Consider the following 20436-nt stretch of genomic DNA (forward strand, 5'->3'; position numbering starts at 1 on the left):
CAGTGACTGCCGGTTCAAACGTCGTATTCCAAGTCAATGCCACTGGTTCCGATCCACTATCGTACCAATGGTATTTCAATCAAGGTGCCTTGTTGTCTGGCGCGACCAATTCCTCCTTGACCCTTAGTCGGATACAAGTCTTCCAGTCGGGTGACTATTACGTGGTAGTTACCAATCCATACGGTGTAGCCACCAGTGATTTGGCTCATCTGACTATAATCACGCCCCCACCCGAAATCACGAGCCAACCCGTCAGCCAAACAGTGACTGCCGGTTCAAACGTCGTATTCCAAGTCAATGCCACTGGTTCCGATCCGCTATCGTTCCAATGGTATTTCAATCAAGGTGCCTTGTTGTCTGGCGCAACCAATTCCTCCTTGACCCTGAACCGGGTACAAGTCTTCCAGTCGGGTGACTATTACGTGGTGGTCACCAATCCATACGGTGTAGCCACCAGTGACCTGGCCCATCTGACCCTTATCGGCGAACCCGTCATTACCCTGCAACCTTCCAATCAATCTGTGCTGCTGGGAACAACCGCCAAGTTCAGCGTCCGCGCTTCGGGAAATGCGCCATTACGGTTCCAGTGGCAATTCAATGGCTTGAACCTCACCGGCCAAACCCTGTCCAACCTGACCGTCATAGCCAGCAGTACCAATAAGTCAGGCAATTACACCGTGATGATTAGTAACGCCGTGGGCACCGTGACCAGCCAGGTTGCCACCTTGAATGTGCTATTAAAACCGACCATGCTGATCCAACCAAAGAACCTGGTGGCGGTTCAAGGAGGCACTGCGACGTTCACGGTTGGCCTGGGCGGTTCGGCACCGTTCCTCTATCAGTGGTTGAAAAACACTGCTGTCATTCCCGGGGCCACCCTGCCCGTGCTAACCCTGACCAACCTGCAAGCGGCTGATGCGGCCAAATACAGCGTGCGCATCACGAACGCGGTGGGGAATGCATTAAGCTTGCCAGCCAGCCTCGCGGTCCAGATTCCGCCGGTGATTACGCAAGTCACCCTGTCGGCCAGCAACCAACCGGTGGCCGCCGGTACTACGGTGACATTCAAAGTGCTCGCCACCGGCACCGCACCATTGAAATACCAATGGCTCTCGAACGGGGTCCCGATCCGCGGACAAGCTGCCGCTACCATGAGCCTTGCGGCCATCACCACGAACAAATCCGCCGGATATTCGGTCGTGGTGACCAATCTCGTCGGCTCCGCCACCAGCGCGGTCACGCAGTTGCTGGTGCATCAAAAGCCGGCCATCATCACCCAACCAAAAAACCAAACCATCCTGGCGGGAACCAACGTGACCTTGATGGCACTGGTGACCGGCTCTGATCCATTGATATGCCAGTGGCGCAAAGATGGCCTACCCCTGACGGGAGAAACCAACGCTAGCCTGGTTATCACCGGCATCCAAACCAATCAGGCGGGCAAGTACGATTTGCGGGTGACCAACCTGGTCGGCTGGGTGCAAAGTGCCACGGCCATTCTGACCGTGAAGCCACCCCCCAAACCGGCGTCCCGCCTTGCGCAACCAATCTCCCTGACGACGACCAGTGCGAGCACCCGGATCACACTTACCTTCACCACGGAGCCCGGCAAAACGTACCAGGTCCAATACACGGAAAGCCTGACACCGCCTGTCTGGCTGCCACTGGGCATCCCTCGCCTGGCAACCTCATCCACGTTGTCCATCGAAGATGCCAAAGCCGTGCAGACATCTCGCTTCTATCGCCTGGTGGAAACCGGATATTAAGATCAATGGCTACACTCCGGCGGAAATCACAGCCGGAGCGGGATTCGCGACTGGCAAGTGAACGGGTTGGGCTTCCAAACGTCGGCGAAACGCCAAATGGCGACGACGACTCCAGTGCACCAGCGGTGACCAGACGGCATGAACCAAGTCATGTTTGATTAAGAAGTGCCACAAACGGTTACTCCGCTTATAGAGCAGCGACATGGCCAAGTATGGCGCAATCGCGGACGCGTGACGGGGACGCCGACGCCAAATGCTGGCCGGGGAAAATAACCGGCGATACAACCAGTCGTACCCCAACTCCAATTCTTCCGGCGTCATGTGCTTGGGATAAAATACCGCATGCGCCGTGTCGTATAAATTCCAATTGCGATGCCGCAGCCGCCCGGAGGTTTCCATCTGCCGAAACAATGGTGTCCCGGGATACGGAGTCAGGATATGAAAGGTGGCGCACTCCAACCGGTTCTGTTCAATCCATTGTGCGGTGGTCTGGAAGACATCCTTCCGATCTCCATCAAATCCCAGTACGAAACTGCCGTTCACCTGAATGCCCTGATCATGAAAGATCTGAATGCGTCGCGCGTAATCTGCCACCCGTGGTGTTCGTTTGCGGGCGCCAATCAGGTTTTCATCGGATAGTGATTCAAACCCCACAAACACACCTGTGCAACCCGCCAGCGACATTTCGCGAACGAGCGCGTGATCATCGCTTACATCCAGGGAAATCGCCGCGCTCCAGATTTTCCCAAGTGGCTTCAATTCGCGGCACAGTTGCCGTAGATAGCCACGCTTGGCCCCGAGATTATTGTCCAGAAATGCCGCATACGGTTCACCGCTTTCCGCAAGCTGGCGGGCGATGTCCTCCGGGGGACGTTCGCGGCACGGCATCCGCAGGTTGCCGGTGGACAGGAAACAAAATTCGCACCGGTTATGACATCCGCGCGTCGCCATGAGGCTGGCCCGGGTGAGGAAGGAATGTGGCGAAATCAATTGCCGTCGCGGAGCCGGTTCCTGCCCATAATCCCCATCGAACTCGCAGCGGTAACAGGGTTGAAGAGTTTGCCGCTCCACATCGGCCAGCACCTGCGGCCAGGCGCGCACCCCATCCCCGATCACAATGGCATCGGCGTACCGCATCAGTTCCTCCGGGCAGGCCATGGCATGCAGACCGCCCAAAATGACTTTGACCCCATGCTGGCGATACCACGCCGCTAACTGGCACGCGCGTTCGGCAAACGTGAGATGCACGGTGATCCCCACCACTTCGGGCAACGGCTCCATGGGAGGCGGGCCGTGCAGCAAATTTTCGTCCCACCAATCCACCCGCCAATGCTCCGGCGTGGCAGCGGCGAGACTGGTCAGCGCCAGGGACGGGGTTAACACATGTTTGCCGTAACTGGCGTGGGGATCCTTGGGGTAAAAGGGTTGCACCAATCGGACGTACCGTTTGACCATCGGGCCGGTATTACTGCAATCCGGCAATGGGGGTGCCTCACGCATTTCCAACGGTTGCCATAATGGCTGACGCGGTTGATAATATGGATCCTCCGGAACCCGGTTCCATATACTTTCGGCAAGGCTCTGCCAATGCGTTGGGAATATGTTTTTCATAGCTTGATCCGATAATTCGGCTTTGCATCACGACAAAACCATGGCGTTGCGCTAAGTGAGCGCGTTTTACTGACGTGATGTAAAAACTAGGCTGTCAGCCGACCGCAACCGCATGGTGATTAGCCGTCACACTGGCTGGTGTCGCTGCATCGTGGTTCCAACTGTGCAACTGCATCTCCACCGCGTCTATGACTTCATCCGGGGTTGAAGTGCCGGCGGTGATGCCCACTAAATCATCTTGATTGAACCACTCCTGCCGTAATTCCTGCGCCGTTTGGACATGATGCACGCGGGGACACCATTGTTCACAGGCAGCCACCAATTCCCGGGTGTTATTGCTGTGCGCACCGCCGATCACAATGACCGTGGTGCATTGCCGGGCCAGGTCCATCGCTGCGCCTTGGCGCTGTTTGGTGGGTCGGCAGACCGTATCCACAAATTTGACTTCCGATTGCGGAAAACGCCGTTGGATCATCGCCACAAGGAAACGCGCCCGGTCCAACCGTTGCGTGGTCTGCGCGATCACCCCAAAGCGCGGGCGCTCCCGCAGTTCATCCACATCCGCTTCCGTCAGGATGACATCATACGCCTCCAGATCTCCGGTAATGCCGCGCACTTCCACGTGCTGGCGCTGGCCGATGATGACCGGGTGATGGCCCTCCCGCACCAACTGGGCAACCGCAAGGTGCGCGTGCCGCACCAGTGGGCACGTCGCTTCAATCACCCGGTGGCCGCGCGCCACCACTGCGCCAACCACCCGCTGCGAGGTGCCATGCGCGGTGATCATCACCTGCGCCGTGGGCAGATCGTCTCCCAGATTGACGATCCGGACACCGCGTCCGCGCAAATCATTCAGGACGGTTTCATTATGGACGAGGTCGCCCAGAATGGAGAGCGGCGCCTGGGCGGCGTGTTGTTTGGCCAGGGTGATGGCGTCTCGCACGCCAAAGCACATGCCGTAATGAGCAGCACGGATTATTTTCATAGCATGAAAGGGATGGGGCCGCGAAACGTTGGCCGTGGCCGGTTGGGTTCAAGACTGTTCTTATGATTACTCATACTTTGTAACACAAAGCTTATGACCATGGTTCTTCGTTTTTGTTCAAAATAGTTTCATTTCCCGTTTTTCGCCGCCGCGATGATTTGTTCCAGCAGGTTCAGGTATGTGGCAAACGCCGTTTTGCCGTTCGCGGTTAGGGCGCAGGTGGTCAACGGGCGGTTCTGCGCGTACGACTTGGTGACGGAGACGTAACCGGCCTCTTGCAGCGTGCGGATGTGCGTGGTGAGATTGCCATCGGTCATCTGGAGGGTGCCGCGTAATTCCGTGAAGGATAACTCAGGCGTGGCGGCCAGCAGCGACATGATTGCCAGACGCCCTTTCTCATGGATCACGCGATCCAGCAATAAAAACGGCTCGGGATTCACGCTGTTTTGTCCGGTTTTTCCGTGAAATACAGGTAGATTCCGTATGCCAGGTGCAGCCCGCCAAACGTGCCGGCCATGACCAGGTTGGGCCAAGCGGGGGCCAGGTCATCCGCCAGGGCGGGCAGCAACATGACGCCCAATCCGCAAAACGCGAAAATCCATCCCAACAGGCGGATGCCCCGCCGCATGAAAAAGCCGGCGGCATTCAGCGCGCAACCGTATAACAGCAACCAGATCATCACCAGCGGCCACGTATCATTTTCCGCTTCCACCATGAAGCAGGCCGCCACCCCAATCACCGCCCCGAGCAACAACGGCAGTGAGACCGTGGCGGCCACGCGGCGGGTCGGTGGCGACCAGAATACCTCGTCGGCCTTGAGCGCTTGCTGGCGGATAAGGAGCATCGCCAATCCCAGCGACACCACGCTGACGCCCAGCCAGAACAGGCCGAAATGCCGGGTATCGGCCCACTGCAATTTCCAGGCCACCAAGCCAGCCGCCAGCCCAATGCCGCCGGTCAGCGTGTAGATGGGGGCCAGCGCCCGGCGATACAGGGCGGCACGTTCCATCAACGTCCGAATCGTCTGCAATTGTTCCATCGCCCAATCATTCTTCATGCAGTCACTTTGCTACACAAAGCATATTCATGCAAGCAGTTTTTTCACCGGCATCCTCACCCCGGCCGACATCGTCAAACCTCAGGATTTATGGGGCAAACGCCAGCCGTTAAAGTGGTCGTCCGCGCGGTGATTAGATTTTTAATAATTTCTATTGCATCATTAGCGGATAAGGGTAGTCTTCAGGCGATCCGCAGGCTGACTAATTGAGACGCGATGGCACGTTTACAAACATTGGTTGCGTATTCCGGGCAAACTCCGACCCGGAAACTCGGCGCGCTGCAAAGCGCGAGCCCCGCCATTTCCCTTGCCCCCCGCCAAACGCTGGCGCGGGCGCGGGTGGGTGCCTCGGGCCAATCCACCCACCCCGGCAAATCATTCCTTGGGCTCGCTAACTCTCCCAGGCTGCTCTCCAAACCATTCTTTGGGCATAATGATGGTCGTACAGGACATAATACCACCGCCACAGGACATAATAAACCGTTTATTGGGTCCAATAACACCGTCAGAGAACATAATGACGGTCGCACAGGACATAATACCACCAGCACAGGGCATAATAAACCGTTTATTGGGTCCAATGACGCCGTCAGAGAGCATAATACCACCGTCACAGGGCCAAATAATGCCAGCACAGGGCATAATAAACGGTTTACCGGGTCCAATAACACCGCCAGAGGGCATAATACCACCGCCAGCCAGCCCAATAAACCGTTTATTGGGGCCAATAAATCATTTATTGGGCTTATTAAATGGTTCGTAAACGCCCATAACCCGTTCAAAAAGGCTAGTTTACAACAAAAACTGCCAAAACGGGGCAAATTGGACGTGTTTTGCCCGGTTGGCGGCTTTGAGACCTATTTTTATGAGAACTGTCTATTTCGATTCCGGCTTTCATGCAGACGACCCCAATATTTATTGGGGCGACCCCAGCTACCAACTCGAACCGGGGGACCCCGGCTACGTGCCTTACCCGACCCCTTTGCCCGTTAACCCATCCAACAAAAAAACAACCCATAAAAATATGGTTAAAGGAGATCGCATCAAACAAAACAGTGATGAGTTTTTACACCAACTCGTCACCTTCGACAACAACATCGCCGCCCATGCCGCCGCGCTGGGCGTCACGACCGCGCAAATGACCGCGCACCACAACGACACCCTCTACTTTGAGTACGTGCTGGGCTCGTTGAGCGTCGCCCGCGCTTGTGCCGCACAATGGACCACGTGGAAAGACCTCGTGTCCGACGGCGGCACCCCGTCACCCGCCGCCGTGCCGACCCCGCCGCTCTTCCCCGCCGCCGCGCCCGTCGTGGACCTAAATATCAAGGGCCGTTTCCGCGTCCTGGTCCAGAACATCACGAACCATCCCGGCTATAACGAAGCCATCGGCAAAGTCCTGGGCATCGAAGGCTCCGAGATCACCCCGCCCGATTACGACACCCTGCAGCCGGACTTCAAACTGAGCCTGCGCAGCAACGGTGTGTACGTCCATTGGAACTTTGGCCACTACGGCGCGTTCCTGGACCAATGCAAAATCGTCGTGGATCGCGGCGACGGCAAAGGCGAAGTCCTGCTGACGATCGACAACACCGCCGGTTACCTGGACACCACCCCGTTCCCGGCCACGCCCGCCAAGTGGACCTACCGCGCCGTGTACATGGCCAAAGACCAACAAGTCGGCCAATGGAGCAAGCCCGTCACCATCAACGTGGGCTAAGCCTGGGAAACACCGCTCGACAACCAACCACCGCCGCGCGTCCCTCGCAATGCGCGGCGGTGGATTATTAAATTGACCCGAGGGGCCTTTTTAGGGATGGTCGGCACCATGAAAACCAACTGGCCACCGGAAACCATGAACGAAAAGGGCGTTCAATAATATTGTTAGGACCGTACCACCTGCATTATGGACGATCCCATTAAGGAAATCGTGATTCGCCGGGTTCGACTTAAAGACGAGCACAGACCGTTCGAGATTCACATCGGGCAGCTCGTTGAGGTGGATTGGCTTGCCGTCACACATGCCACGAGCAACCAACGCGATTCTTTTAATCTCGTTTTTTTTCGCTTTGATGGCTTTGTTATTGATTGGGTACAGTATGACACACTGGCTATTGCCTTGGACCAAGCCCACGCCATTGCCGGAGTCGAGGCTTCGGAATGGGAACAATGCAATGCCGAGATCACGAATGAGGACGGCAGAGTTAGTTGGGAGGAGGTTTGCCAAAAACGGGTCAACCAATAACCAAACCACCGACACCTTGTTCGTTTAGCCGCTGGGCGATGGTTATTTCAAGGCATCCTTGCCATCGGTGAGCCATTCGAGGTTGAAGCGGGCGAGGGTGTCAAGGCGCACTACGCCAGCTTGCCTTGCAGCACCGGTCGCTTATCCGTCGGTTTCGCGCTCATTTTGGCGATGCTGTTCAAAAATTCCACTTTGACTTTATCCCCCTCAAACCGACATGTCACCTGATCGTGGTGCGGGGTCTCATTATAACGCCAGATCATCACGAAGGTGTTGGCATCTTTCCAAGCGCCAGCCGCCGCCACTTTGTACTTGGTCTTGCCTTTGAGATGCCCCGTGGCAATCAACTTGGGCGGTGTTCCGGGCATATCGGTTTCCCCTTGCACCCAGTTTTCCAAGCCGCACACGATGGAATAGTCGCCCTGATCGTTCTGCAAGGTGAATCGGCAGGCGCCAAGTTGAAAATTGAACGTGACACTGCGCGCCGGGAGGTCGTTGGGTTCGATCTGGAACGTTTTGCCTGAAATGTCGCTGGCGATGGGAGGCACCGGCTGGCCGTGGGGCGGTTGCAGGACCAGTGAAGCCAGGGTCTGCCGCAATTGCGTGGCGGACGCCGGGTCGGGTGGCAGCGCTTGGTTTTTCATGGCGGGCAGCAGGTGTTCCCAAACCAGGTCCAACTCGCCCTGCATGTTGGGGCTTTCACTGGTGATGGCAATCACCGCATCCTGCTCCGGCATGACGATGGTGAATTGCCCATACGCGCCGTCCCCACGAAACGCGTTATGCTGGCAGCGCCAGAACTGGTAGCAATATCCCTGCTGCCAGTCATTCTGTTCTTTCGGTCGGCTGGGATTCGCAATCACTGGCTGCTGAATCTTGAACGTGGTGGCTTCTTCCACCCATTGCGCCGGCAAGATCTGCCGCCCCTGCCAGACGCCTTGTTGCAGGTGCAGTTGCCCAAATTTGGCCAACCCCTCGGTCTGAATATTCAACCCCCAGCCGCCAGTATTGATCCCGCGCGGACACATTTCCCATGTCACGCCTTCGATTCCCAGCGGCTCGAATAAACGCGGCTTCAAATACTCCAGGATTGGCTGGCCCGTGACCTTTTGCACGATGGCCGACTGCATATACGTCGCCAGGCTGTTATAAAGAAAAACGCTGCCTGGAGGGTTGGCGATGGGCAACGCCAGAAAGGCTTTCACCCAGTTTACCTCCTCCGTCAAAGTCCTGGTGGGGTCCTTGGCGTGGCCCACGGACATGGTCAGCAAATCTTTCACCCGCAACGCTGCCAGGTGATCGCTTACGGTAGCCGGCAATTCCTCCGGGAAAAAGGACACGACCCGGTCGCTGACCTTTAACCTGCCCTCCGCGACGGCCAAGCCAACTGAGGTTGAGGTGAAACTCTTGCTCATCGAATACAGGGTGTGCGTCAAATCCGGTTGGTAGGGTGTCCACCAGCCTTCGGCCACCACTTGGCCATGGCGAACCATCATGAAGCTGTGGAACTCGTGTTTGCTTTTCGCGAGCGCGGCCAGAAAGGCTAATACCCCCGGCGACGATACCCCTTGCGCCTCGGGCGAGCTGCGCGGGAGTCGTTGGGTGATGGAGCGCCCGGTGGAGCGACAACCAGAAAAGGTGGAAATCAAAGTGAACCCGGCCACCCCATAGCCAAGGTGTTGAAGAAAGGCTCTGCGATTCGACGACATGGACGAATGTTACAGAATTGTTTCAGGCGGTTCAAGCACGGAATCGTATGGAACCGGCCAAATGTTTGGGAGAGACAACAACGTCAGCAGAGGCTATAGTATCCCCGTGACACGACCATGAACTGGCTTGCGCATCAGTATCGTCAGCAATCGCCGCCCTGGATTTCCGCCTGGGTGGGGGGATCGCTATTGGTTGCCTCGGCTCTGCCCATGGCGGCACAAACCACCAATGCGCCACCCGAACCGCCTGCGCCCGCGCCGGTTGATAACTTGGAATTTCTGAACGGCGATCAGCTCAAAGGTGTCTTCCTGACGCATGATCTGAAGAACGGCGTGCGCTGGCAGCACCCGGCCATCAAGCAAGTGCTCACGGTCAACCCGAGCGGTATTTCGCAAATCCGCTTGAACCATCCTCGCACCAACCACCCGGAGCGCGTCAACTGCACCCTCAGCCTGGCTAACGGCGACGAACTGACGGGTTCCCTTTCAGCGTATGACGATGGTAAATTCGCGGTGGAAACCTGGTATGCCGGACGCTTGCTGATTCCCCGCAGCGCGGTGCAGACCGCGCGCATCAGCGCCAATGCCGCCAATACGCTGTATGAAGGTCCCACCAGTCTGGACGGCTGGCTGGCCAAAAGCTCGGGAGCAGTCACGGTGTTCGGTGGCGGCTTCGGCGGTGGCCAGATCATCATCAATGGGGGCGTCCTGATCCAAAACGGACGGGTCATCACCGCCAACAATTCCCGGCAGCAAGGCGTCTGGCAGTTTAAGGACGGTTGCTTTGCCAGCACCGGCAGTGGTGCCACCATCGCGCGCCAAGTGAATTTGCCCCCCACGTCCAACATCGAGTTTGACGTGGCCTTCTCCCGCTACCCGCAGTTCAGCCTCTATTTTTACAGCGACTTTTTAGAGGGGTTTAATGGGAACGCCTACATTCTGCAATTCGCCGCCAAGAACGTGTACCTCCGCCGGCAAGGCGGCGGTGGTGGCGGACAAAACTTCGGCAGCATTGAACTCTCCAGTATCACTGCCAAAGGCAAGGCACGCATTTCCGTCCGCACCAATCGGGAACAGAAAACCATCGCGCTGCTGGTGGATGACCAACTGGTCAAGCAATGGATGGATACCGGGGAACTCGGTGGGGCCGGCACCGCCATTCTGTTCCAATCTCAAAGTGCCATCCCGATCCGCTTGAGCAACCTCCGCGTCACCGAATGGAATGGGGTGATTGATGAAGCGACCACCGCCCTTTCCAACGCCAAGGAGGACCTGGTCTATCTGGCCAACCGTGACAAAGTGTCCGGCACCCTCAGCGGCATTAAAGATGGCAAACTCAAATTCACCACCCAGTTTGCCACGCTGGATATTCCCCTCGAACGGATTTACCGCATTGATTTCAATTCGGAAAAAACCGAGAAAACCCCGCCGCGCCCCACCGACGTGCGCCTGGTCTTTGGCGGGCGTGGACGCCTGACGGTTCAACTGGAGAGCTGGGATGAACGCCAGGTGGTAGGGTCCAGTCCTGTTTTTGGCACCGCCCGCTTTCAGCCCTCGGCCTTCAGCTCCCTTCAATTCAATCTCATCAAGCCACGCGTGGACACCGACTCCAGCGATACTCCGGGCGGCATGTCCGGCGCGGGGGATTGGATGGAATAAGCGGCAGCGGCTTTACACCCGCGTTGGATCCGGGTGTACCCACGGCGCACGGTATGGGCGCTGCAGCAGGCGGTTGGCCTCCTCGTCCCCCACCACCTGGTGTTTGACCGGGTCCCAAGCCAGCGTGCGGTTTACCTTCATCGAGAGATTCGCCAGAATGCTCGATGCGCTGGAGATGTGCCCTTCCTCAATGTCAGCCACGGGCCGCCCGCGGTTGTCGGTGCAGCGCAGCAAATCTTTCATGTGCCCGCGAATTGCCGGGGCCACATGCCGTTCCAGTCCTTTTTCCGTTTTGTCCTCCGGGAACTGCTCATATTCGTAGGTGACGTCCTTATGCGCCGAGGGTTCATCCTTGTTGCAGGGAATAAAGTCGTAACTCATCACGCTGGCTTTCAGCGTTCCCTTTTCCCCGTAGAAGGTCATCCCCCAAGGATACTTCGGATCGGGCGGATCACCCCAGGTGCGGTGCTGCCAGATGACCTGGACATCCCCATGATCAAACGTGGCGGTCTGCGTATCGGAGATGTTCGCCCGGCTCTCCCGGTCCATCATAATGCCCCCCGTGGAACTGATGCGCTTGGGCCAGCTCAGGCCCATCATCCAGCGCACGGCATCATGCATGTGGATGCACATGTCGCCCACAATCCCGTTGCCGTATTCCATATATGCACGCCAACTGCGCGGGTGGATCAGCTTGTTGTAGGGCCGCATCGGGGCCGGGCCCGTCCACATCTCGTAATCGAGATACTCCGGCGGCGCGGTATCCGGCGGGTTTTCCCGGGCGCGCATCCGGTAATAACAGTAGATCTCCACCAGCCCGATCTTGCCGAGTTTGCCGCTCTTGATAAATTCATCCCGCGCCTCGATCAGATGGGGCGTACTGCGGCGCTGCGTGCCCACCTGCACCACGCGATTGTACTTGCGGGCGGCCGCCAGGATGGACTGCCCCTCGACCACATCCACGCTGATGGGCTTTTGCAGATACAGATCAGCGCCCGCTTGGATGGCGGCGATGGCCGGCAGCGCGTGCCAATGATCGGGCGTGGCAATCAGGACAATGTCCAAATCCTTTTCCTTGAGCATCTCCCGGTAATCCCCATAGATGCGCGGACGCTTCCTGGAGATCTGTTTGGCGGCGGCGATATCCGCCGCTTCGGCCACCATCCGCTTATCCACATCGCATAGGGAAACCACTTCAACTGGCGCGACCTGCAACAGGCGCCAGAGATCGCATTTACCGTACCAGCCGGTGCCAATCAGCCCGACGCGTTTCTTGACGCCATCGAATTCGGCGGCAAACGCGGGAAACTTGCTCAGAGCCAGGCCGGCGGCGCTGACTCCACTTACTTGAAGAAATTGACGGCGATTCATGGGCTTTAAATAAGCGCACCTGACGGCAAAAGACAAGTGCATTTCCGAGGTGGCATCAATTTCGCATTCGGTCTGCCATGCCATCCCAGAATAGTGTACACGACAACAATTGCGGCACAGCCCCCCTGGTGACATCATTCACCGTGATTTGTTTGTTCCAATAAACTTGTCAGGTGTTATGATCTCAATCGTCAAATCCTGTATGCATTGGTTCTCCGTTGGCAAACTTGCCCCGCCATACCAGTGAATCGTCTTTGCGATCCACGAACTGAAACGTAAAATCTCCTCGATGGCATTCGTCGGAAACATTAAGCATGTAGAAGTCGAGTTTGACATCACGAATCTCTGGCTCTTGGCGACGAAGAAATTCAATGACTCGTCACCTACATTTATGGTTGCGCTTTTTTTGATGGTCAACGGGGCAATTTCGGAGCAGCATCCGGCGCATGAAAACCAGGACGAAAACTTTGCTGGTCCGCGCGGCGCTGCTCGCCCTTGATGTGGCGTTGTGCGGCTACAAAAATATGGCTCGTATGGAAAGTATTGGATTGGTTCTGTGGCGGAGCTTTCGCCGCCAGGCTTCTGCGCGGGTGTCGTTGTGGGCGGTCTTCGCTTTGTTGCTGGCATATCCGGCAGCGGCCGCCGTCGCTGCTGTCCCGGCGGGGGCGGACCCGCTGGCGCGCGGGTTCGCGCAGCCGCCGGAGGCCGCCCGGCCCTGGGTGTATTGGTTCTGGCTGAGCGGCAATCTCAGCAGCAACGGAATCACCGCCGATCTGGAGGCGATGAAGCGCACCGGCATTGGCGGGGTGCTGATCATGGAGGTGGACCAGGGCGCGCCCAAGGGTCCGGCGGATTTCGGCGGGCCGCTCTGGCGCGAGTTGTTCAAGCACGTCTGCGCGGAGGCGGAGCGGCTGGGGCTGGAGGTGAATATGAACAACGACGCCGGCTGGTGCGGCAGCGGCGGTCCGTGGATCACGCCCGAGCTTTCCATGCAGAAGATCACCGTGGCGGAGCTGGCGGTGGAAGGTCCGCGCCGCCTGGCGGAGGTGTTGCCGCAGCCCGCCATGGTGGCGAATTATTACCGGGATATTGCAGTGTTCGCGCTGCCCACGCCCGCCGGGGATGAGGTACACATGCGGGAGTTCTCGCCAAAAGTGACCGCCAGCGGGTTGAAAGCGGAGGAAGCCGGCAAATGGTTGAGCGACAAACCCAAGGCCGCGATCACGCTGGCGTTGCCCAAGACCGGGCAGCCCGCCTGGGTGCTGGTGGAGTTCCCCCAGCCGTTCCGCGCCCGCGAATTGCGCGTGTCGGTCGCCGGTTCGGCGCGGCTGGGCTTGCATCTGGCGCTGCAATCTTCGGAAGACGGCAGTAAGTTCACGACGCTCCGGGCATTGGATGTCAAAGCGGGCGCGGTGGAATTCACGTTCCCGGAGACTTCCGCCCGGTTTTACCGCCTGCACTGCCCACGCGCCGATGCGAAGTTGGAGAAGCTGACGCTGAGCGGCCTGGAGTTGAGCCCGCGTTACCGCATCGAGGGGATCAGCGGCAAAGCGGCGTTCACGAAGCAGGAGATTCCGCTGCAATCCACCTGGCCCGCGCTTCCGGAGACCGCCGTCGTCGCGAGCGAGCGCGTCCAGAACCTGACCGCGCAGTTGGATAAGGATGGGAAGTTGACATGGGACGTGCCCGCCGGGAAATGGACGATTCTGCGCGTCGGGCATACCTCAACCGGCAAGGATAATCACCCCGCCCCGCTCCCGGGCCGCGGCCTGGAATGCGACAAGCTCAGCAAGGAGGCCGCCGAGGCCATGTTCAACGGGCTGATGGGCAATCTGATCAGCGACAGCCGCCCGCGCGTGCCCAAGACGCTGATCTCGACGCATATTGATAGCTGGGAGGTCGGCTCGCAGAATTGGACGCCGCGTTTCCGCGAGGAGTTCCAACGGTTGCGCGGGTATGATCCCCTGCCCTATCTGCCGGTGTTCACCGGGCGCGTGCTGGATAGCCTGGAGGTTTCCGAGCGGTTCCTCTGGGATGTGCGGCAGACGGTCTCCGATTTGCTCGTGGACAATTACGCCGGGCATTTCCGCGAGCTGGCGCACAAATATGGCATGCGACTTTCCATCGAGGCGTACGACGGCGTCCCCTGCGACGACCTCACCTACGCCGGGCGCGCCGATGAGCCGATGGGGGAATTCTGGTCGTGGGGCCGCTTCGGCGCGGCGTACAGTTCCACGGAGATGGCGTCGGCCGCGCACGTCTATGGCCGGCCAATCGTCGGCGCAGAGGCGTTCACCGCCACGGATCAGGAGAAATGGCAGGGGCATCCCGCGAACGTGAAGGACATCGGCGACTGGGCTTTCTGCGAAGGGATTAACCGCTTCGTCTTCCATCGCTATGCGCTCCAGCCGTGGCCGGACCGCCGCCCCGGAATGTCCATGGGGCCGTGGGGGCTGCATTACGAGCGCTCGCAAACCTGGTGGGAACAATCCCGCGCCTGGCACGAGTACCTCGCACGCTGCCAGTTCCTCTTGCAGCAAGGGTTGTTCGTTGCGGATATCTGCTACCTCGCGCCCGAGCGTTCGCCGCAGCGCTGGGCGCCGCCCGTCAACGCCAAGGCCACCGGCTACACGCGTCCGGGCTATAACTTCGACGGCTGCCCGCCGGAAGTGGTCCTCACCCGCATGAAGGTGAGCGACGGCCAATTGGTGCTGCCGGACGGCATGAGTTACCGGCTGCTCGTCCTGCCCGCCGTGGAGACCATGACGCCCAAGCTGCTGCGCAAAATCAGGGAGCTGGTCGAGGCCGGCGCCACCGTCCTGGGGCCGCGCCCGGTGAAATCCCCCAGCCTGGCCAACTACCCGCAGTGCGACGCGGAAGTGCAGCAACTCGCCGCCGAGCTTTGGGGCGATTGCGATGGCAAGAACGTTACCAAGCGCAAGCACGGCAAAGGCTACATCGCCTGCGGCGTCACGCCGGATGAGGTGCTGAATTGGATGGGGCAACAACCGGACTTCACCGCCAAGAGCCGCCTGCGCTACATTCACCGCGTCATCGGCGATGCGGACGTGTACTTCGTGGCCAATCCGTTCCCGCGCGCGCTCGACGAAGTCTGCAAGTTCCATATCAGCGGCAAGCGCCCGGAACTCTGGTGGCCCGATACCGGACGCATGGAACCTGCCGCGCTGTATGAGGCCGAGGACTGCTGCACGCGGGTGCGCCTATCGTTCGACCCCAGCGGCTCCGTCTTCGTGGTGTTTCGGCCCGGCACCGTGCCCGCCGGAATCACCGCCGTCAAACGCGACGGCAAAACTATCCTGGACATTGCCCCGGCGGGAACCGCCGCCACCGCCGCCGGCGGGAACAATGCGGGCATAACAAATTCTTTTACCATGGCCGCCTGGGTCAAACCGGCGATGAATACGTTGCTGCCCAAAGAAGCGGCGGCGGGCGTCGTCAACTTGAACGCAGCGCGCAACGACGTGCTTTATCCGCCGCCCGGTCATGAGGTGTATCCCGAGCCCGGCCATTCCGGGTGCGGCTTTGCCGTGGGACAAAACGGCGTCGCCATCTATGAACATGGCGACAGCTACTTCGCCCCGCTGCTCGTTCACGCCGCGCCGCTCACCGACTGGACGCACGTGGCCATTGTCTATCGCGACCGCGTGCCCAGCCTGTACCTGAACGGGAAACTCGCCCGCCAAGGCTTGAAAAGCGCGTGGCTCGTGCACCCCGGCGTCGGCGTGCCGCACGACCGGCCGCTTGCGTCCTTCAACGGCGAACTCGGCGAACTCAAGCAAGTAGACCGCGCATTGGACGCCGCCGAAGTCAATCAGCTCATGCAGACCATGAAGCGGCAAACCGAATCCAACGTCCTCCCCGCCGTGAATGTGACGCGCGCACCGGATGGCCAGCTCTGGCTGGAGACCGCGCATTCGGGCGCTTATGAAATCGCGCGCGCCGGCGGCAAAACCGCCACCGTGCAAGTCCCGGACCTGCCGCCCGTCCAAACCGTGGAGGGGCCGTGGGAAGTCCGCTTCGCGCCCGGTTGGGGTGCGCCCGAGCGCATCACCCTGCCGCAACTTATTTCCTGGAGCGATCACGCGGAGACCGGCGTCAAATACTTCTCCGGCGCGGCCACCTACCGCACCACCTTCCAGCGTCCCGCCGCCACCACTTCCGCGCTGCGGCTGGACCTTGGCCGCGTGGAAGTCATGGCGGAAGTCAAACTCAACGGCCAGGATCTGGGCATCCTCTGGAAGCCGCCGTACCGCGTGGACCTCCCCGCCGCCGCCGTGAAGCCGGGCGAGAACGTGCTGGAAATCAAAGTGGTAAACCTCTGGATCAACCGCCAGATCGGCGACGAACAACTTCCCGAAGACAGCCAGCGCAACGCCAACGGCACCCTCAAAGAATGGCCGCAATGGTTGCAGGAAGACAAACCCAACCCCAGCGGCCGCTTCACCTTCACCAGTTGGCGGCTCTGGAAGAAATCCGATCCGCTTGTCCCCTCCGGCCTCCTGGGCCCCGTCACCCTTCAGCCCCTGGCGCGCGTGCCGGTGAATTGAGCCCTACACCTCGCAAATCCGCATCATTTTATCGAGCGTTTCGAGCGGCTCATTGATGGGGCTGTATTCGTGGGCGATGAAGCCCTGATAATTCAGGTCGGCAATGGCCTTGCAGATGGGGCGGTAATTCATTTCCTGAGTCTCATCGAACTCGTGCCGCCCCGGATTGCCAGCGGTGTGGAAATGCCCGATATACTCAATGTTCTGCTGGATGGTGCGGATGATATCCCCCTCCATGATCTGCATGTGGTAAATATCGTAAAGCAGTTTGACCCGCGGCGAGTTGACCCGCTTGCAAAGCTGGACGCCCCAGGCGGTGTGATCGCACATGTAGCCGGGATGATTCACCTTGCTGTTCAACAGTTCCATGCAAAGGGTGATTTTCTGTTCCTCGGCAAAGCTCTTGATCTGGTTGAGAAAGATCGCGCAGTTCTCCATACCCTGTTCGTCGGTAAGACCCTGACGGTCTCCTGCGAGCACGATCACGTTGGGTGCGCCAGCGTCAGCGGCAGCCTTGATGGTCTCGCGCATCTTGCGGTCAATCTCGGCATGATTCTTGCGGTCGTTGATGCCGTTCTTAATGCCAGACCCGCCGCCCGAAACCATCGTGGGAATCAGCCCATGCTGCTTCAAAATGGGGAAATCGCCGGGCTGCACCAAATCAATCCCCCACGCGCCAAGCCTGGCCGCCTCGCGGCACATGGCGTCCAGGTCCATCTTCTTGGCTTTGGAACTGAACACGCCGCGGCAGACGGCTTGTTTCAGACGACCTTTGCGCGGCTCCGCGTGAGCCGAGGGAACGGCAGTCCCCAAAATGGAGAAGGCGCCGAGGGTCCCAAGGGTGGCCACAAAACTCCTGCGGGGCATGGAATAAGATTCAGTATTTTTCATAGCCCCAGCTTATGCCTGATGGGCGGAATAAGGCAAGAATGGAAAATGAAGTTCAATTTTCCATTGGCTTCCCGCCCGGTTTGCGGCATCGTTCCGGTCATGCGGTCAACGGCGTTGCTCGTTTTGTCAGGCGCCATTAATGTGGCGTTGCTCTTGCTATTGTTACAGCAAGGTCACCATGCTGCCTCCGTCCCGCCCACCACCAATAAATTTTCCCTGGTGCGCACGCAGCAAATGCGGATGCCGATGCGCTTGCAGCGGACGAACATGAGCCTGAATGTGCAACTGCTTTCCTGGAAGCAAATCGAAGCCGACGATTACGTGCAGTACATCGCCAATTTACGGTCCATCGGTTGCCCGGAAGAAACCATCCGCGACATCATCATTGCCGACGTGGATCACGTGTACGCCCGGAAACGCGCCCAACTTGCGTTGCTGAGACAAGATCAATGGTGGCAGTCGTCCTTGGACACGAAGGCCGAGGAGCGCATGAACCAACAGTTCGAGGCCTTGCACCAGGAAAAATCCGCTTTGCTGGCCAAACTACTCGGCCCCGATTGGGAACAAGGGTCCGATCAGGACATCGTCAACAAAGCCCTCGCCAAACCTTACCTTTCCGGAGCCGTTCTGGCGCAGTTGCCTGCCAACGTGGTCTCCGCCGTGCGCGAAGGTTTCGAGAAATTGCAAGCGGATTACCTGGCACATCTCAAGGAACGGGATAAAGCCGGCCGGGAGGAAGACCCGCTGGCAGTGGCCAAAATGCGGCGGGAATACCGGGCTCAACTGGAAAAGTTGCTGACCCCGGAACAGTTGGAAGAATATTTGCTGCGCAACTCCCGGATCAGCGAGCAACTGCGCGATCAATTGCACGGCCTCAACGTGACGCCGGAGGAATTCCGCGCCATCTTCCGGGCGCGCGACGGCGTGGAACGCCAACTTCTCTTTGGCGGCTACACCTCGGCAGAGGGCATGGTGCGCGTGGCCGATCAGATGGATGACCAGGCCGCCGTGGCCATCAAACAAGTCATCGGCTTGCAACGTTTCCAGGAATTCCAGCAGAACCAGAACCCGGCATACCGGGATGCCAAAGCGCTGACTGCGGAAACCGGAGCCGACCCCAAAGTGGCCGGTGCGGTGGTTGAGTTGCGCAATTCCCTGGCGCAGGAAGAAGCGGCCATCCAAAAGGACCAGGACCTGACCCCCGAGCAAAAAACGGTGGCGGTCATGTTGGCGAGAGAGCAGATGGAAGGTGCCTTGCGGCAGGTTCTGGGGGACGAAGCGTACGCCAAATATCAGAAGAAGTTCGAGAAAGAGCGGCGTTAGGTTGAGGTCTTGGCGGATCGCGGGAGTTCCCATGAGAGTCTTGGTGTGGGCGGATTAATATCGGTTCACGAATCAAATAAAACACGATTATGAGATCATTCATCCCTGGCAGTGTATTGGCGCTGACCCTGGTCACGGGGCTGGCGGCGGCCCCCTCCACCTTCAACGGTTTGGACCTGAATATGGGCAACCTTTACCGGCTCTCCAACGCCAAATCCCGCTCGGTCAGCCCGGAAAACTTCACCGGCGAAAAAGGCATGGGCGGCATGGCCACCGAGGGCACCGGCGCTGGCGCCTCGCGGGACCTCGGGCAAGGGTGGAAAGTCTCCCCTTCCGTGCGCATCAAAGGCAAGACCACCTTTACCCTGGCGGACATCGCCGGCCCCGGTGCCATCCAAAGCATCTGGATGACGCCCACGGGCAATTGGCGCTGGTCCATCCTCCGCTTCTATTGGGATGACGAAACCGAGCCGTCCATTGAATGCCCGGTGGGCGACTTCTTCGCCTGTGGCTGGGGAAAATTTGCGCCGCTCAATTCGCTGGCCGTCTGCGTGAATCCCGGCAGCGCCTTCAATTGTTATTGGCAGATGCCGTTTCACAAAAAAGCGCGGATCACCATGGAAAACTTGGATGACAAGGAGATGACCGTCTATTATCAGATCAATTACACGCTGACGGAAGTGCCGGAGGACGCGGCCTATTTCCATGCACAATTCCGGCGGGTGGATCCCCTGCCCTTCAAGAGCGTATATACCATTCTGGATGGCGTCGAGGGCGCGGGCCAATACGTGGGCACCTACCTGGCTTGGGAAGTTCACAGCACCGGCTGGTGGGGCGAAGGCGAAATCAAATTCTTCCTGGATGGCGACGCGCAATTCCCCACCATTTGCGGCACCGGCACGGAAGATTACTTCTGCGGCTCGTACAATTTTGAAAACAAAGCCACCAAACAATACCAGGAATTCTGTACGCCGTACTCCGGCCTGCCGCAGGTGATCCGCCCGGATGGGTTATACGATTCGCAAACGCGCTTTGGCCTCTATCGCTGGCATATTCCCGACCCGGTCCGGTTTGGCAAAGACTTAAAAGTCACCATCCAGGCCCTGGGCTGGCAGTCTGGAGGACGTTACCTGCCGTTGCAGGATGACATTGCCTCCGTGGCGTACTGGTACCAGACCGAGCCGCACAAGAAATTCCCGAAACTGCCCGCCAAGGACCAGTTGGAATTGCACTAAGTAAACTCCGAAAACC

General features: G+C 58.8%; 15 protein-coding genes. 8 read left to right on the plus strand and 7 right to left on the minus strand.

Going from position 1 to position 20436, the window contains the following annotated elements; all coding sequences use genetic code 11:
• Positions 1-1766, plus strand: a 1766-nt coding sequence (locus tag WCO56_05780) for an immunoglobulin domain-containing protein (protein ID MEI7729057.1), incomplete at its 5' end; no start/stop codon positions are given.
• A 9-nt stretch (positions 1767-1775) separates the two neighbouring features.
• Here WCO56_05780 and WCO56_05785 read toward each other — a convergent pair.
• The 4 genes from WCO56_05785 to WCO56_05800 form a co-directional block, all read right to left on the minus strand.
• On the minus strand, positions 1776-3266 hold the full coding sequence (locus WCO56_05785) for a radical SAM protein (protein MEI7729058.1): 1491 nt from the start codon (positions 3264-3266) through the stop codon (positions 1776-1778).
• 205 nt (positions 3267-3471) lie between these two features.
• Positions 3472-4362, minus strand: coding sequence for a 4-hydroxy-3-methylbut-2-enyl diphosphate reductase (gene ispH / locus WCO56_05790; protein ID MEI7729059.1), 891 nt, complete (start codon positions 4360-4362; stop codon positions 3472-3474).
• Between the two features lie 128 nt (positions 4363-4490).
• Positions 4491-4802 (minus strand): transcriptional regulator, encoded by a 312-nt coding sequence (locus WCO56_05795; protein ID MEI7729060.1) that lies wholly within the window; start codon positions 4800-4802, stop codon positions 4491-4493.
• Positions 4799-5419: a hypothetical protein gene (locus tag WCO56_05800; protein MEI7729061.1), complete on the minus strand. Its 621-nt coding sequence runs from the start codon at positions 5417-5419 to the stop codon at positions 4799-4801. The genes WCO56_05795 and WCO56_05800 overlap by 4 nt, the downstream gene beginning before the upstream one ends.
• 216 nt (positions 5420-5635) lie before the next feature.
• Between WCO56_05800 and WCO56_05805 the strand changes: the two genes are divergently transcribed.
• The 3 genes from WCO56_05805 (at position 5636) to WCO56_05815 (ending at position 7664) form a co-directional block, all read left to right on the plus strand.
• Positions 5636-6412: a hypothetical protein gene (locus tag WCO56_05805; protein ID MEI7729062.1), complete on the plus strand. Its 777-nt coding sequence runs from the start codon at positions 5636-5638 to the stop codon at positions 6410-6412.
• 31 nt (positions 6413-6443) lie between these two features.
• Entirely contained in the window at positions 6444-7139 is a 696-nt protein-coding gene (locus WCO56_05810; GenBank protein MEI7729063.1) for a hypothetical protein, read from the plus strand.
• 186 nt (positions 7140-7325) lie between these two features.
• A complete protein-coding gene (locus tag WCO56_05815) occupies positions 7326-7664 on the plus strand; it encodes a hypothetical protein (protein ID MEI7729064.1) in 339 nt (112 codons plus the stop codon).
• A 110-nt stretch (positions 7665-7774) separates the two neighbouring features.
• Here WCO56_05815 and WCO56_05820 read toward each other — a convergent pair whose 3' ends face one another.
• A complete protein-coding gene (locus WCO56_05820; protein MEI7729065.1) occupies positions 7775-9373 on the minus strand; it encodes a serine hydrolase in 1599 nt (532 codons plus the stop codon).
• Between the two features lie 117 nt (positions 9374-9490).
• Between WCO56_05820 and WCO56_05825 the strand changes: the two genes are divergently transcribed.
• Complete coding sequence (locus tag WCO56_05825; protein MEI7729066.1) at positions 9491-11032, plus strand: hypothetical protein; 1542 nt, start codon at positions 9491-9493, stop codon at positions 11030-11032.
• 12 nt (positions 11033-11044) lie between these two features.
• Here WCO56_05825 and WCO56_05830 read toward each other — a convergent pair whose 3' ends face one another.
• Positions 11045-12403 carry a Gfo/Idh/MocA family oxidoreductase gene (locus tag WCO56_05830; protein MEI7729067.1) on the minus strand — a complete coding sequence of 453 codons (1359 nt, stop codon included), beginning with the start codon at positions 12401-12403 and terminating at the stop codon, positions 11045-11047.
• Between the two features lie 446 nt (positions 12404-12849).
• Here WCO56_05830 and WCO56_05835 point away from each other — a divergent pair, with 446 nt between their 5' ends.
• Positions 12850-16971, plus strand: coding sequence for a glycosyl hydrolase (locus WCO56_05835; GenBank protein ID MEI7729068.1), 4122 nt, complete (start codon positions 12850-12852; stop codon positions 16969-16971).
• Between the two features lie 3 nt (positions 16972-16974).
• Here the strand turns inward: WCO56_05835 and WCO56_05840 are convergent, their stop codons facing one another.
• Positions 16975-17862, minus strand: a complete 888-nt coding sequence (locus tag WCO56_05840) for a TIM barrel protein (protein MEI7729069.1) — start codon at positions 17860-17862, stop codon at positions 16975-16977.
• Between the two features lie 45 nt (positions 17863-17907).
• Here WCO56_05840 and WCO56_05845 point away from each other — a divergent pair, with 45 nt between their 5' ends.
• Complete coding sequence (locus WCO56_05845) at positions 17908-19185, plus strand: hypothetical protein (GenBank protein MEI7729070.1); 1278 nt, start codon at positions 17908-17910, stop codon at positions 19183-19185.
• A gap of 182 nt (positions 19186-19367) precedes the next feature.
• A complete protein-coding gene (locus WCO56_05850; protein MEI7729071.1) occupies positions 19368-20420 on the plus strand; it encodes a glycoside hydrolase family 172 protein in 1053 nt (350 codons plus the stop codon).
• The last annotated feature ends 16 nt before the right edge of the window (positions 20421-20436 follow it).

It is taken from the genome of Verrucomicrobiota bacterium (genome assembly GCA_037139415.1).
In the GTDB taxonomy this organism is placed as follows: domain Bacteria; phylum Verrucomicrobiota; class Verrucomicrobiia; order Limisphaerales; family Fontisphaeraceae; genus JBAXGN01.